The organism is Methanoplanus endosymbiosus (genome assembly GCF_024662215.1).
Taxonomy (GTDB): domain Archaea; phylum Halobacteriota; class Methanomicrobia; order Methanomicrobiales; family Methanomicrobiaceae; genus Methanoplanus; species Methanoplanus endosymbiosus.
The window spans coordinates 1,634,180-1,648,659 of sequence record NZ_CP096115.1 but is presented as its reverse complement, the minus strand read 5'-3'; the positions used below and the strand labels follow the sequence as shown (position 1 = coordinate 1,648,659).

Sequence of the window (14,480 nt, the reverse complement as noted above, 5' to 3'; positions counted from 1 at the left end):
TTTTTTGAGAGATTTTGTGGCTATTGTGACTTGTCCTGCTATTATGAATTACTTTTTTTCACCGTTCAGCTCTGTTTTTGCCCGGTTGATATTTGCCATAGCCTCATCTGATACTTCCGGATAATGAAGGTCCAGGGCCTGTATCTTTGTTGAGATAATGTCGGCGATGAGGGTTCTGGCAACCCACTTGAAGTCGGCAGGTATGACATACCAGGGAGCATATTCTGTGCTTGTATTTTCAAGCATTTTTTCATATATGTCCTGGTAGCTGTCCCAGTACTGGCGCTCAGCAAGGTCTGACTGTGAGAATTTCCAGTGTTTTTCCACATTTTCAAGGCGTTTAAGAAGACGTTTCTTCTGCTCTTCCTTTGAAATGTGCAGGAAAAATTTGAGGATCAGCGTGCCGTTATGAGCCAGATGCCTCTCAAAGGCATTTATATCTTCAAAGCGTTCCTCCCAGAATTTACCGTTCTTTTTTCCGGGTGGCAGCCTCATTCTATCAAGAATCTCCGGATGGACACGCACCACCAACACGTCTTCATAGTAAGACCTGTTAAATATCCCGATACTTCCCCTTGAAGGCAGTTTTATGCTGTATCTCCAGAGAAAGTCATGATCAACCTCTTCGGGCGTCGGCACCTTAAAGCTGCTGACATCAACACCCTGTGGATTTACTCCTGACATGACATGCCTTATTGTCCCGTCTTTGCCGGCAGTATCCATGCCCTGCAGTACTATGAGCACTGAGTAGATATTGCTCGCCCATAACAGTTCCTGGGCAGATGCAAGAGCCTGGCGGTTTTCTTCGAGCAGTTCTTCTGCCGCCTTTTTCAGGTCTTCTTTTGTTATGTCCTTCAGCTCTGTGTAGTGTGCCCACCCTGTACCAAAATCCTTCAGAGAAACTGTTTTTCCGGGTATTACAAGCGTCTTTTTTATTATTCTCTCCTTTATCATCCATTCATCTCCCATCAATTGTCTTTTATTCTGAAAGAATCTCCGAAACACGGCCTTTGAACTGGCTCATATAGAGATCATAGTAAAATCCCTTTGCAGCCATCATCTCATCGTGGGTGCCACGCTCCACTATCTCACCCTGGTTTATGACAAGAATCTTATGTGCATCTTTTATAGTGCTCAGCCGGTGGGCAATCACAAAACTGGTTCTTCCCTCCTGTAATTTTCTCAGTGCTGCCTGGATATTCTTCTCAGTGCGGGTATCTACATTGCTTGTTGCCTCATCAAGTATCAGTATCCGGGGGTCTGCGATCATTGCTCTTGCTATCGTCAGGAGCTGACGCTGACCCTGCGAGAGGTTGCTCCCACCGTCAGAGAGGATGGTATCGTAGCCTTTCGGCAGGCGGGTGATAAATTCGTGGCAGTTGGCATCCTTTGCCACAGCAGTGCATTCATCTTCGGATGCACCGTCCCTGCCGTATTTTAAGTTGTTCATAACCGTATCGGAGAAGAGAAACGGCTCCTGTAGTACAACGCCAATCTGCTTTCTGAGACTCTCCTGTTTTACATCATAGATATTCTGGCCATCGATCTCTATTATGCCGCTGTCGATATCATAGTACCGGGTCAGTATGTTGATAATAGTGCTCTTTCCTGCTCCGGTTGGTCCGCATAACCCTATTTTCTGGCCGGGCAGAGCCTCAAAACTATTATTTTTCAGGATTTGCCGCCCGGAAACGTAGCTGAAGTTGACATCCTTAAAGACCACATGCCCTTTTACCGGCTTTAACTCAACTGCACCTGGTCTGTCAACAATATCGGGCTTTTCATCAAGTATTGAGAATATGCGTCCGGCACTGACAGAAGCAGAGAGGATGTAGTTGTAATTTGCAAAGATGGTGAGCATAGGAAGGACAAAGAGCAGTGTTAATGAGAGAAATGTCGTCAGGACTCCGACTGTCAGTGCGCCTTTGACAATCATTATCGAACCGATGAGGGCTACGATGCCGACATCAAGGTTTGTGACAAGGACTGTCAGCGGGTTGATAACAAGCGAAACGACCTGTGCCTTCACCCCAACTTCATATGCCTCTTTACTTACCCCTGACTGGCGTGCTGCCATCTTTTTCTGCTGCCTGTACGCAATTATAGTCTTTTCACCGGCAAGAGTCTCTTCCGTCAGGCCGTTTAAGTCAGCCAGCCGTTCCTGAAGCATCCCGAATGCCGGCCCTGCAACCCGTGCGAGAAGCCATACAATTCCTATAAGGAGGACAACAGCAACCATTGCAACAAGGGCAAGCCATGAATTGAGCCATAACATGGCCACCATGGTTGTAATGAGCATGAATGTCCCCATCAGCAGAGTTCCGAGCGGCACCTGGAAAAAGGCTGTGACAACATCAATGTCATTGGTTACCCGGCTCATAAGTTCACCGATGGGCTGCCTGTCGTAGAACCTCAGCGAAAGCGTCTGCATATGCTCAAAGAGGTTCTGACGCAGGCGGAAGAGTGCAGTCTGAATAACATCTGCAAGGAGATAATATCCAATGTAGTAGCAGATGAACGAGAGAACTGAAAGGCCGGCCATTGTTGCCACAACCGGATAAATGGTATCCACCGTCTTTATTCCGGTAAGTGAATTGACTGCAATTCCGAGCATAACCGAAAGGAGAATGAATGAAACTGTTCCGATAAGGAAGAGGATAATCACTGCGGCAAGACGGATCTTCTTTAGTCCGAGATACCTGCTGACACGGATCAGGGATTTTATCCTCCCTGCTCCTTCAGGTTCTTTTGGTAATGTCAGTGTATCCCCTGATGCAGGTGTCATGATACATCCTCCTTTCGTATCCCGCCGAGCTGTGATTCAAATATCTCACGATACAGTGTACTTCTGCCCATAAGTTCAGAGTGGTTTCCTTTATCCACAATCTCTCCCTGATCCAGCAGGATGATGGTGTCTGCCGTCAGGACTGTGCTGATCCTCTGAGCTACCATGAATATTGTTGTCTCTTTCATTAATGTGCTCATGGCGGCCTGAATCCGGCTTTCTGTGGCGACATCCACTGCACTGGTGCTGTCGTCAAGAATTAAGATCTTAGGGTGCGGGGCAATAGCACGGGCAATTGAGAGGCGCTGCCTTTGTCCGCCGGAAAAATTTGTCCCTTTACGGGCGACACGTGATTTATAATCTCCGGGAATGGCAGAGACAAAACCGTCTGCATCAGCCGCCAGTGAAGCTTCCCTCACCTGTTCATATGTCATGTCCTGATCTGCAAAGGCGATATTCTCATGTATAGTTCCGGAGAAGAGAACCGATTCCTGCAGGGCGATATCTACAATTGTTCTGAGTTTGTCCTGCGGAATTTTTTTGATGTCATGCCCGTCTATCGTGATACGCCCCTCTGTTGTGTCATAAAAACGCGGTATCAGATTGATCAGTGTGGATTTGCCTGAGCCTGTCGGGCCGAGGAATGCAACCGTGGTTCCGGGTTCGGCAGTGAAGCTGATATTCTTCACTGCTTCTTTACCGCCCGGCCCGTCGTACGAGAAAGAGACGTTCTCAAATTCCACACGCCCTTTTATTTCTCCGGGGATGAGCGCCTCTGCATCCGGTGCGTTCAGAACGGTAGGTACTGTATCTATCAGTTCTGCCAGCCGCCCGCCTGATGCCTCCGCTGCAATAATCTGTGGGAGTACATATGATAATATCCAGAGCTGGGCAAGAATGAAGAAGAAATACTGGGTAAATGCCACAATTTCACCTACTTCAATGACTCCTGCAATCACCTGCATACCACCATACCAGATGACGAGAGCATTTGAAAGTCCCAGAATCAGAAAGATTGATGGGAGCTGAAGTGACATTGTGCGGAGTGGTGAGAGGGATGCAAGCCGGAAATTCTCGTTCTTCTCTTCAAACCGTTTATTTTCATAATCCTGCATGACAAATGACTTGATTACTCTGACTCCTGCAAAATCCTCCTGCAGTACATTATTCTCTGCATCCAGTGTTCTCTGACGCTCCTGGTACTGTTTCTGAAGCACCAGTGATATAACTCCGAAAAGAACTGCTGTTATAATAATAACCAGCAGAAATATCCAGACAAGAGACGGACTTCCTATATAGACAAAGACGAGTGCTATGAGGATCATGAATGGTGCGTAGAGCATGTAGCGTGTTGCATAATTGGCAGCCATATTGATCTGGTAGATGTCATTTGTGAGCCTCACAAGCATCTCACCTACCGGGTAGGTGTCAAGATTGCCAAAAGAAAAGGTCTGAATCTTTTCATAGACTATTGTCCGGAGGTAATGGGCTGTGCCCTCTCCTACAAGTGCTGCCACATAGAGGTTTGCCATAGCAAAAGCCCCTGCAAGAATTGCAAAAAAGAGCATGGTGAGTGCGCTGTCCACAATGACGCTGATATTGCCAGTGATTACTCCGAGATTGATAAGCGTTGCAATCTGAACCGGAATCAGGAGCATGAAGAATGCACTGAGCAGAACAAATATCTGTGAGAGGGCTATCCATTTCCAGTTCCCTCTGTAGATGATCATCATCCGGCGGAGATTAGGAAGTAACGCCACTGTTATCGTCCCCCCACGGACGGTTTATTAAATATCCCCGGTATGGGTATGCTGGTACATTTACATCCCGGAAAAATACTGGTCCCATGGTATAGACTTAAAATAAGATGTATTTATATTGATCCACAATCCGGCACTGCCTGATATCTATTGCTGAAATATCATCTGCATACTGCCGGATGAGATCTTTATGTCACTATAATACTCTCAACCGTTTTTAAGGCAATTGCAAACATTATGAGTGCGAATACAACCAGAAATGCAAATGAGATTATAATGTCCCCTGTTGAATATACAAAGTGCGTCCCTATTGCTGTAAAGTCATCACCTATGGCAAAATACCTGATTCCGTTTGTCAGGTGAGTAAGCGGATTAAAATCCGAAGCCGTCTCCAGAATGCCGGGCATGCCGCTTGTCGGATAAAGGGCGTTTGACATGAAGAAGAGTGGCATGGTAAGGAGAGTTGTAACTCCCTGAAATCCCTCTGCCGAGTCCATCCTGAGGGCAATGGATGCCGAGATGCACAGGAAGGCTATAGCAAAGAGGGAGACAAAGAGAAGTATTCCTGCAACTGAGAATATTATTCTGAGCGGCGGATATCCTCCAAAGAAGGAAACCCCAAGCAGAATTCCAAATACAAGGACAATCGTTGCCTGTATGCAGGATTTTGTAATGCCTGACATGCAAAAGCCAAGTATCAGGTTTTTCCTGGGCATAGGGCTTGCCACAATCTCCCTTAAAATGCCCCAGTTCTTATCAAAAAGGAAGAAAAATCCGCCATAAATATTGGTGAAGAGTATTGTCACAGCAATTATTCCGGCACACATAAATGTGAGATAGTCTATCTGGGGGACACCCGTAACTGCATCTCCGGCAGGCATAATCCTCTCAAAATTTCCTGTCATTGCCAGACCAAAGAATGCAAGCCATAACGCCGGCATAAGCATGGATGAGATGAGCTGTGTTTTAAACCGGAAATACCGGGTCATATCGCGCTTATATATATTGATGAACCGTAGATCTGCCATATTTATTTTACCCCGCCTTAATCAGCTCCGTCCCTCAGCCCCCTTCCTGTGTAATGCATAAATACATTGTCCATAGATGGTTTTTTGAGATTTACCGCCTCAATTGAGATTTTACTGTCTTCAAGAACCTTAATAAGTTCCGGAAGTATTCTTGTCCCGTCTCTGTATGTAGAGAGGATAATTCCTTTGTCCTTCTCTTTTATCTCCTTCACCCCCGGAAATTTAGTCAGAATCTCTTTTGAACACTTAGTATCTGAACTTTCAAGGTATATGAGATCTTCACCGAGGTTATTTTTAAGTTCTGCCGGAGTTCCGGTGATGATAATCTTCCCGTTGTCAATTATACTTATTCTGTCTGAGAGTACGTCGGCTTCGTCCATATAATGGGTTGTCAGAAATATTGTGGTGCCTTCGCGGTTGACATCCCTTAGGTATTCCCAGGTCTTTCTTCTTGTCTGGGGATCAAGCCCTATTGTCGGCTCGTCAAGGAATAAAACGTCCGGCCTCGTCATAAGTCCCCTTGCAATCTCCAGCCTTCTTTTCATTCCTCCTGACAATTCCTTTGTGCGCCTGTCTCTTTTTCCATCCAGCTCAACAAGGCACAGAAGTTCGTCAGTTCTGCTTTTAATCTCTTCAGCAGTCATTGAGTACAGCCTTCCGTGAAATTTAAGTGTCTCCTCAACAGTCATATCCCGATCAAGGGTTATCTCCTGAAAGACTATACCAATTGATTCCCTGACTCCCTGGGGGTTTTCTGACAGTTCATATCCGGAAATTCTGACATTTCCCCTCTGTATCTTGAGAAGTGTTATCAGGACATTTATTGCAGTGCTCTTTCCTGCTCCGTTCGGCCCAAGGAATGAGAATATTTCACCTCTTCGTACAGAAAAACTGACATCATGTACTGCCTCCAGATCTCCGTAACTATGGCTTAAGCCACTGACTTCAATTATGTTCTCATCAGACATTTCAGGCATCTCTCTATTTTTATATTGTTCTTTATGGTGTCTGTACTTTCATATTCTTTCTGAGCAATTATATTTCTTCTGATATACAGGCATTCTCTTTTCCGGATTAGTGATTGATGGTTAAATTATATATCCGGATAAATCAGATGTAATAATATGTCATCCTACCCTGAATTAATGGAGGAAAATATAAATTCACTGTCTCCTGATTTGCGAAAGGAAGTTCTGAGTTATATGGATGAACTGATTAAAAGAACTAAGGAGTCTGAAGAAATGGCCCTGAAGTTTGCTGGTGACAATGAAGTGAAAAAATATATACTGAAGCATTCCTTCTTTCAGATTCGGCAGAAGGCAATCAAGTTATGGGAAACCTGAATAATTTATATCCCTTTTTATCCTTATTTCTTATTTCAGGATATATCGTTATTTTATCCCGATTTCTCAGCCTATAATTGTTTTATTCTGGTTTGTTTATGATCTTTTCTCCTTTATGTTAATCCTGATTTTCGTTCATAACAGTAAGTTCCCGGAGATCTGTCTCCGGTGATATTTCCGGTAAATACTGTCCAATTTGCAGCATCTGCCTGTTAGATCGTAACTGTGTTTATGACAAATATAAAATACTGTCAGGGTTTAGATCTATGCCGGAGAGTTATAAATTTGTTCTCAAAAATTCTTGTTGCCGTTGATGGTTCGGCAAAATCCAATAAGGCGCTTAAAATTGCACTGGAAGATATCGCAGGGGAAGGAACTGAGATTCATGTTGTCCATGTACTGAGTAAACACCTCTATCAGGCAATTGAATCTGAAGTTGGATATGATGGTGTTGAGTCTCCATATGAAATAAGGCAGAATTTACTTGATAAGGAGAGAGAAAAGGTTGTCGGCTTCCTTAATAAAGCCTGTGAAGGTAAGAATATCGGTTATGAACTTCATGTTCTCAAAGGAGATCCAAGGCATGTCATTCTGGATACTGCTGAAGAGATTGGTGTAGATCTGATTGTTGTTGGATCATATGGTAAGGGTCTTGGTGAGAGGCTTATTCTTGGAAGTGTCAGTAATCATGTCATAAGCCACAGCAAAATATCCACCCTTGTGATAAAGTAAGTGATAATCTACAATAAACACTGTTCTCTTTTGGAAGTGTTTAATTATTTTCTGTAGTGTCCGGTTATAGTTTTAATTGTGCGGGCTGTTTTCAGGCGGTTGTCTTATGGGAAAAACAAGAGTTGTAATTGTAGAGGATTCTGAGTTTATAGCGCATGGGCTTGAGAAAATCCTTCAGTCAATGGGTTATCAGATCGCCGGTATTGCATCTGAGAGAGTTGCTGCATTAAAGCTTGTCAAAGAGAATTCTCCTGATGTAATTCTTATGGATATTGAGTTGTCATCCGGAGGTCTGGAGGGGATCTCAATTGCAGAGGAGATCAAGAAGGTAAGGGACATTCCGGTAATTTTTCTCTCTGCACATGATGATGATGCCACTCTCAGAAAATCCCTTCAGGCAGAGCCGTACGGTTTCATCTCCAAGCCGGCAAAATCCCGTGACATAAGAGCTGCTATAGAGATTGTTACTAATAAAAACAGGGCAAAAATTGCAGAAGAGGAACTGTTAAGGAAAGACGCGATTCTTCATGCAGTATGTCAGTCTGCAAACAATTTCTTCTCAGAAAATATTTTTGATACCAATATTCAGAGTGCAATAAAAAATCTTGGTATTGCAAGCGGCGCTGACAGGGTTACTATTTTTGTCTTTCCGGAGGGGAATGAAGATCTGCATTATTTAAAAATGGGATACTGCTGGCATAAAGAGGGTTGCGAGGATTTAAAAGATACTTATATATTTTCAGAACATTCTGATTTTGAAGACTATAAGGAGAGTTTTAACGGTTTAAGGAGAGGGGCGGTTGTAACCGGAAATCATCCTGGATGCAGTTCATCAGGGGGTGGGGAGAGAGATTTCAGGGCAGATTTTTCCTTTATGGCAGCACCTGTTTTTCTGGATGATAAGTGGTGGGGTATAGTCCGTTTTGACAACTGCCATGACTCAAGGATATGGTCGTCATCTGAAAAAGAGGCACTTACAGCTGCTGCATCAATGATAGGTTCAGCTGTTAAACATGAAATAATTGAGAAAAATCTCCGGAATGAAGAGGAGAGATACAAATATCTCTATAATCTTGTGAGGGTGATGTGCGACAATGTGCCGGATATGATCTGGTCAAAGGACAGAAATAACTGTTATACCTTTGCGAACCGGGAATTGTGTGATAAGTACCTCTCTGCATCAGATACCAATGAACCGGTGGGAAAACCGATTACATATTTTATTGACAGAACGAAAGCAGAGCGGCCTGATGATCCGGACTGGTTCACCGTCGGAGAGATGACTGTACAAACTGATCTTGAGGTTATGGAAGCCGGAAAGCCGGTTAAATATGAAGATCATGGGTATTTGAGGGGGAGGTCTGTTTATCTGGATATATTTAAGTCTCCTCTCTTTGACTCATCCGGAAATATAATCGGGACACTTGGTTGTGCAAGGGATATTACGGATGAGATTCATGCCCGTGATGAGATAAAGAGGTCACTTGATGAGAAGACCATACTGCTTCAGGAAGTACATCACAGGGTTAAGAATAATCTTGCAATAGTCAATTCCCTTCTTTCAATGCAGGGCAGGAATGTTGAGAACAATGACATTAAGAACAGCCTTAAAGATGCTGAGATGAGAATATTTTCAATTTCATCTGTTCATGAGGAGTTGTATAAATCAGAGGATTTTTCACATATAGATGCGGACAGGCATTTCACTCTTCTTGGTGAGGAGATAATCAGTAATTATGTATCTGATGCCTCTGTTTCACTTGATGTTGACTGTGGCGGTATAAGACTGGCCCTTAATACTGCAATTCCTGTAAGCCTTGTTGTGAATGAACTGCTCACAAATTCAATAAAGTATGCTTTTTCCGGCAGGGAAAAGGGAATTATTTCTATTTATGCCGGAAAAGAAGATGATAAGATCTGTGTTGTAGTCAGGGATGACGGTGTCGGCATGAAAAAAACATTTGATCCGGAAAATACAAACTCACTTGGTCTTTCCCTTGTGAAAAATATCGTCAGGATGCAGCTTGACGGTGAACTGGTATTTGAATCTCCGGATGAGGGCGGGACAGTATGCCGGTTCTGTTTCTCTCCGGAAGATTGCTGAACATATACCGATGCTTAAGATTGGTCTGCCATCGCTTATTTTTCAGTCTGTAGCATATTATTTAAAAATTGATTTATAATAGACTGAATTATTATTTCATCCCAAAGACCCCAGTGATAAGGCTGAGATATTCACTGTAAAATTCATGGAATCTGGTAATTTCAGTCCTGAAATATTCTGTTCCGGGAAGGCCGAATATCTTTGTTCCTGCTGATGAAGAGACTGCCAGTAATGTATCATCTGCCGATTCCGTTGCCTGGGGCGTTGGAGTTACTGTGGCAGTCGGGGTTGTGGTGACTGTATTTGTACCCGTAACTACGATGTAGTTGTCTCTTTCGTAAGTATATCTGTTGTCTTTTTCATCAATAACAATCAGTTTTACATCATATGTTCCGGGTGATGTATAAGTGTGGCTGGGGCTGTCATCGCTTCCAAGATTGGTTAAGCCGTCACCGAAGTACCAGTAATAGTAATCAATATCATATTCATTGTCGCTCCCGTCAGTCGCGTAGAAGTTTACAGTCAGGGGCTTGTAGCCGGATGTGGGAGAGGCCGTAAATGTTGCAGAAAGGTCCAGGGTGACTTCAATATAATCTTCCTTAGTTTCGGTATCAGACATACCTTCTTCGTCGGTAACTGTCAGAGTGACTGTATATTCACCTTCATCTTCAAAAGTGAATTCAGGATCCTGCGCAGTTGAATAGTCATACTTGTCACCGTCCTCATCGTAGATTACCCAGTACCATGCAATAATTTCAGCACCGGTATCATCAGACTCATCTGATTCATCAACGAATGCTACTGTGAGAGGAGCACTTCCTTCAGTATCATAATCGTCATCCACTGAGAAGTCGGCCTCCGGTGAAACGTCGTCGTCAACAACGATCTCAACTTCGTAGGTGTCTTCTTCATCATCGTCATCAGTGACAGTCAGGGTTACGGTATATGTGCCCTCATCTTCAAAGGTAAATGAGGTGTCCGGATCATCATCGTCATCTTCATAGGCGTGATAGTATGAGCCATCGTCATCACCAAATTCCCAGTACCATTCAACGATGTCTTCACCCGTGTAGGGATTTTCCTCAGAATCATCGGTAAATTCGACATATAATGGTGAACTCCCTGTAGTATTGTCAACCGTAAAGCAGGCCTCTGGTGCTGCACTGAAGGTTATATATTCATAATATGTGTCAGTATCACCCGCGGGACTTGTTGCTGTAAGGGTTACCTGATAAGTTCCCGTATCATCGTATGTATATGAGCCGCTCTCATATGTTGATGTGCCTTCACCGTCCCCAAAGTCCCACTCCCATGATTCTGCTCCTTCAGTTGTGCTATCGTAATCAATTAAGAGAGAACTTTCGCTCATTTCTATATCTGCTGAAGCATTAAAATCAGGTTCACTGATAGTAACTGAATCGTCTATGGTTGCATCCGTAATTTCACTGTCTGAGGATGTTACAGTAAGTGAAACTGTATAACTTCCTGTTTCAGAGTAGGTATATGTGCCTGACTGGGTGGTCGAAGTGCCGCTGTCATCACCGAAATTCCATTCCCATGAGTCAGCAGTTCCACCGTTAATTGATCCGGAATAAGTTAATACAAGATAATTATCCCATGTGCTCCCGGCTGAGATGTCTGAACTTATCGTTGATGTGACTGTTGTATTTGTGACAGTTGTATTTGTTTCTGTTTCATTACCGTCCGCAGCAGCAGGGGAAATTAGTAATGCTGCGGATAATACTATGAATATGAACAATACATAGATTCTGTTAATCTTCATTTTTTCACTGCGCCTCTTTATATGGTGTTATTCATATGATATTCTGATTTTAGTGCCGAATTCAGTTGGATTATTGTGGTTAGTATTTTTTAATCTATGAGTTTCCGAATACTGAGAAATTGTCTTCTCCAAGAATTATGAACATGAAGAATAACATTGCAAAGACTAAAATCATAATAAATACTGCAAACATGGCCTGGTTCTGATTCATTGAATGGTTCTCACAAAGGCCTTTTATCAGAAGTATAATACTCCAGACCGGAGCGATTATTATTCCAAAGAGTGGAATTATTCCGGCTAATGCAAACGGGGCCGATGAATATGCTGCAACCTTAATATAATCCTGCATGTCGTTATTGAATCCTTCGTATGACCCAACAAAGTACAGTATTATTCCGCATAAAAATATTGCAAGAGAACCAAATATTACACTTTCAATGACAATGAATATGAGTGTGCCAAAGTCAGTAAGTGCAGACAGTTCAGGATGGGCAGTGGGGGAGGATGAAGCCATCATTCCAAGAATGACTGAACTGAGCAATGCAAAAAGTCCCAGTGATATTACCATTACCGGAACTGCTTCAATAAGCTCCTTTCGTCTGTTACTGCTGAATGTCTGGTCAGGGGAGATAATGAGACCAATCAGTGTGCCAATTAATGAATCACTGCCTGCAAGGCCTCCGGAATATGTCCCGCCCAGAATGTCCGTATTTCTGTTTCTTCTTCGTTTTGGGCGTGGTGTTTTTACTTTTTTCTGCTTTGTTCTTTTGGCAGGGCGGGTATATTCTTCAGATGTGCGATAATCATAATCATCCTTTTCATAGCCGTAAGAACTGCTCTTTGATTCGTAATCATATGAATCATACTCATCCCTCCCTGTCTGTCCGGAGTAATGGTTCTTATTGCCATAACTGCCGTAGCTTTCAGCCTGGCCTCTGTTTATGGATGGATTCTTTTGATTTGCGGTTCTTCTCTCATTATAGGGAATTTCACACGATCTGGAGTATTGTGGTTCCGGAGAATAATCGCCTGTATTTGCCTGGAAAGGATCTCTCTGGTAATTATGTGGGTACTGCCTGTCTGCATCATTGTACTGTCCCATTCCTGTTCGTGGCCGGCTCTGGTTTACAGAATATTCCGGTGAATAACCGGGCGTGCGAATCTGATTATTTCCTGCACCGGACTTCCGGTAATGGTATATAATATTCTCAATTTCGTTTTTCAGATGGGCGCTCTCATTTTCCCCGGTATGTCCGGGGAAAGTCAGGATAATTCTCTTCTTCGAGCCGTCCGGGGCATTAAATGATACTGATAATGACGGTTCTTCGTAAATTCCTGATTTGGGCATTACTGAATATATTACCGGAACCGGAATTTCGATATGATCTGATTTATTCTCCCCTGCGGGTATAAGAACAAGTCTTCTGTCTGTAAGATTAAGCCAAAAACTAATATTTTTAACATTAATATTTATATTTTCAAGGATTAGATACTCATTAGCATTTAAATGAAGTGTCGTTTCATCACCTTCTTCTCAGGCAGAATTATCATTTTGCCACAGGTTAATTCTGATGTGTAATGTATATTTTACATTTGCTATAAAAAAATTAACACTCATGGTATAATAAACATGTTGATAATTTCAGTTACGTTCTGTTCCCTGATAACTCAATATCTCATTACTGCAAAAAAGATTAAAAATACAACTGTCTGAAGAACTGTAAGCGGAATTCCTGCCTTTGCAAATTCAATAAATCTGAGTGTTCTTCCTTCTTTTTCGGCATTCTGTATTATTATGATGTTGCTTGCAGCCCCTAATATGAGAAGATTTCCCGCAAGTGTACTCCCGGCTGCAAGGGCCATAAGCCCTGCATCTGTTGCTGCTTCTCCAGAGAAAAACGGCAGTGTGAGTGCCACAAAGGGGACATTGGATATGATCTGGCTTACGGTCAGGCCAAGGAGAAATATAATATCCGGTTCTGTGATTGAATACGGCATACAGTCCACACTGTTCTGAATTATCCCGGTATTCCAGACGCTCTGCATCAGAACAAAGAGTGCTGCAAAGAATATGAGTGTCTCCCAGTCGATATTTCTGAGAATTCTGAATCTTTCCGGTGAAAAGAGAAGTATGGGCAGTGCAGCAGCAACTGCAATTGCAGTGAGCGGCAATGTAATTCCGGTATTAAATAGTATAAGTCCGATTTTCAGAAGGATCATACCGCATATGAGGCTGATTGTGATTTTTGTCAGCCGGAGAAGTGGATTATCCGGAGTGAATTCTGATCTGTCAGATTTTACCGGAATTATGCATTTCCTGAACTCTTCAGGGTACAGCAGTCTGATGACTGCAAAAATTATAATGAGGCTCAGTAGTGACGGGACTGCAAGATATTCAATGAATGTAAGGAAGGGATTTTCAAGGCCGCCCTCAACCGCGATAAGCAGGTTTTGCGGGTTTCCGACAGGACTCATCACACTTCCGGTTGTGACAGAGAATGCAAGGGTTAAAAGCAGCATTGGCGGGGATATATTGTATTTTTGGGAGAGATAAAGGACAAACGATGTCCCGATAATTGCAACTGTGTCATTCATCAGTATGGCAGAGAGAAGACCGGTTACTGTAATGAGCATGATTATGAGGATATTCATACTCATCTCTCTCCTGAATAATTTTTCAGAGAACAGTATCAGAGATCCGCTCCGGCAGATAGCCTCGCCTGCAACAAACATCCCGAAGAGAAATATCATCACATCCGGATTTATGGCATAAGCGGCCTCAACCGGACTTATCTGTCCTGTGATGATGACAGCAACTGCTCCGCCAAGCATTATCTGCCAGATTCCCGGCTTAAAACCTAATCTTTCTCCTGTTGTGTTCCTGACTGCGATCAGGACAAGCACTATACAGAGGACTGCAACCGGAATTACTGCTGGAGTTGTCG

11 protein-coding genes are annotated in these 14,480 nt (G+C 43.2%); 3 read left to right on the top strand and 8 right to left on the bottom strand.

Annotation, left to right across the window (positions count from 1 at the left end; all coding sequences use genetic code 11):
• Positions 1 to 48: 48 nt before the first annotated feature.
• The 5 genes from L6E24_RS07235 to L6E24_RS07215 all read right to left on the bottom strand — a co-directional run bounded on the left by L6E24_RS07235 (position 49) and on the right by L6E24_RS07215 (position 6,541).
• The gene (locus L6E24_RS07235; protein ID WP_257741323.1) at positions 49 to 969 is read right to left on the bottom strand and encodes a polyphosphate kinase 2 family protein; all 921 of its coding nucleotides are present in this window, start codon (positions 967 to 969) and stop codon (positions 49 to 51) included.
• Between the two features lie 10 nt (positions 970 to 979).
• Complete coding sequence (locus L6E24_RS07230; protein ID WP_257741322.1) at positions 980 to 2,785, bottom strand: ABC transporter ATP-binding protein; 1,806 nt, start codon at positions 2,783 to 2,785, stop codon at positions 980 to 982.
• The gene (locus L6E24_RS07225; RefSeq protein ID WP_257741321.1) at positions 2,782 to 4,545 is read right to left on the bottom strand and encodes an ABC transporter ATP-binding protein; all 1,764 of its coding nucleotides are present in this window, start codon (positions 4,543 to 4,545) and stop codon (positions 2,782 to 2,784) included. Before L6E24_RS07225 ends, L6E24_RS07230 begins: the two co-directional genes overlap by 4 nt.
• Positions 4,546 to 4,733: 188 nt before the next feature.
• Positions 4,734 to 5,573 (bottom strand): ABC transporter permease, encoded by an 840-nt coding sequence (locus tag L6E24_RS07220; RefSeq protein WP_257741320.1) that lies wholly within the window; start codon positions 5,571 to 5,573, stop codon positions 4,734 to 4,736.
• Positions 5,574 to 5,590: 17 nt separating this feature from the next.
• Positions 5,591 to 6,541, bottom strand: coding sequence for an ATP-binding cassette domain-containing protein (locus L6E24_RS07215; RefSeq protein WP_257741319.1), 951 nt, complete (start codon positions 6,539 to 6,541; stop codon positions 5,591 to 5,593).
• Positions 6,542 to 6,697: 156 nt separating this feature from the next.
• On the opposite strand from L6E24_RS07215, the gene L6E24_RS07210 reads away from it, so the two are divergent.
• From L6E24_RS07210 to L6E24_RS07200, 3 genes are all read left to right on the top strand, one after another.
• Positions 6,698 to 6,916, top strand: a complete 219-nt coding sequence (locus tag L6E24_RS07210; protein WP_257741318.1) for a hypothetical protein — start codon at positions 6,698 to 6,700, stop codon at positions 6,914 to 6,916.
• A 285-nt stretch (positions 6,917 to 7,201) separates the two neighbouring features.
• Entirely contained in the window at positions 7,202 to 7,648 is a 447-nt protein-coding gene (locus L6E24_RS07205; RefSeq protein ID WP_257741317.1) for a universal stress protein, read from the top strand.
• Positions 7,649 to 7,754: 106 nt separating this feature from the next.
• Positions 7,755 to 9,752, top strand: a complete 1,998-nt coding sequence (locus tag L6E24_RS07200) for a response regulator (protein WP_257741316.1) — start codon at positions 7,755 to 7,757, stop codon at positions 9,750 to 9,752.
• Positions 9,753 to 9,843: 91 nt separating this feature from the next.
• Here the strand turns inward: L6E24_RS07200 and L6E24_RS07195 are convergent, their stop codons facing one another.
• From L6E24_RS07195 to L6E24_RS07185, 3 genes are all read right to left on the bottom strand, one after another.
• Positions 9,844 to 11,535: a PKD domain-containing protein gene (locus L6E24_RS07195; protein ID WP_257741315.1), complete on the bottom strand. Its 1,692-nt coding sequence runs from the start codon at positions 11,533 to 11,535 to the stop codon at positions 9,844 to 9,846.
• A 94-nt stretch (positions 11,536 to 11,629) separates the two neighbouring features.
• Positions 11,630 to 12,883 (bottom strand): YIP1 family protein, encoded by a 1,254-nt coding sequence (locus L6E24_RS07190; RefSeq protein ID WP_257741314.1) that lies wholly within the window; start codon positions 12,881 to 12,883, stop codon positions 11,630 to 11,632.
• A 320-nt stretch (positions 12,884 to 13,203) separates the two neighbouring features.
• Positions 13,204 to 14,439: an SLC13 family permease gene (locus L6E24_RS07185; RefSeq protein ID WP_257741313.1), complete on the bottom strand. Its 1,236-nt coding sequence runs from the start codon at positions 14,437 to 14,439 to the stop codon at positions 13,204 to 13,206.
• Between the last annotated feature and the right edge of the window lie 41 nt (positions 14,440 to 14,480).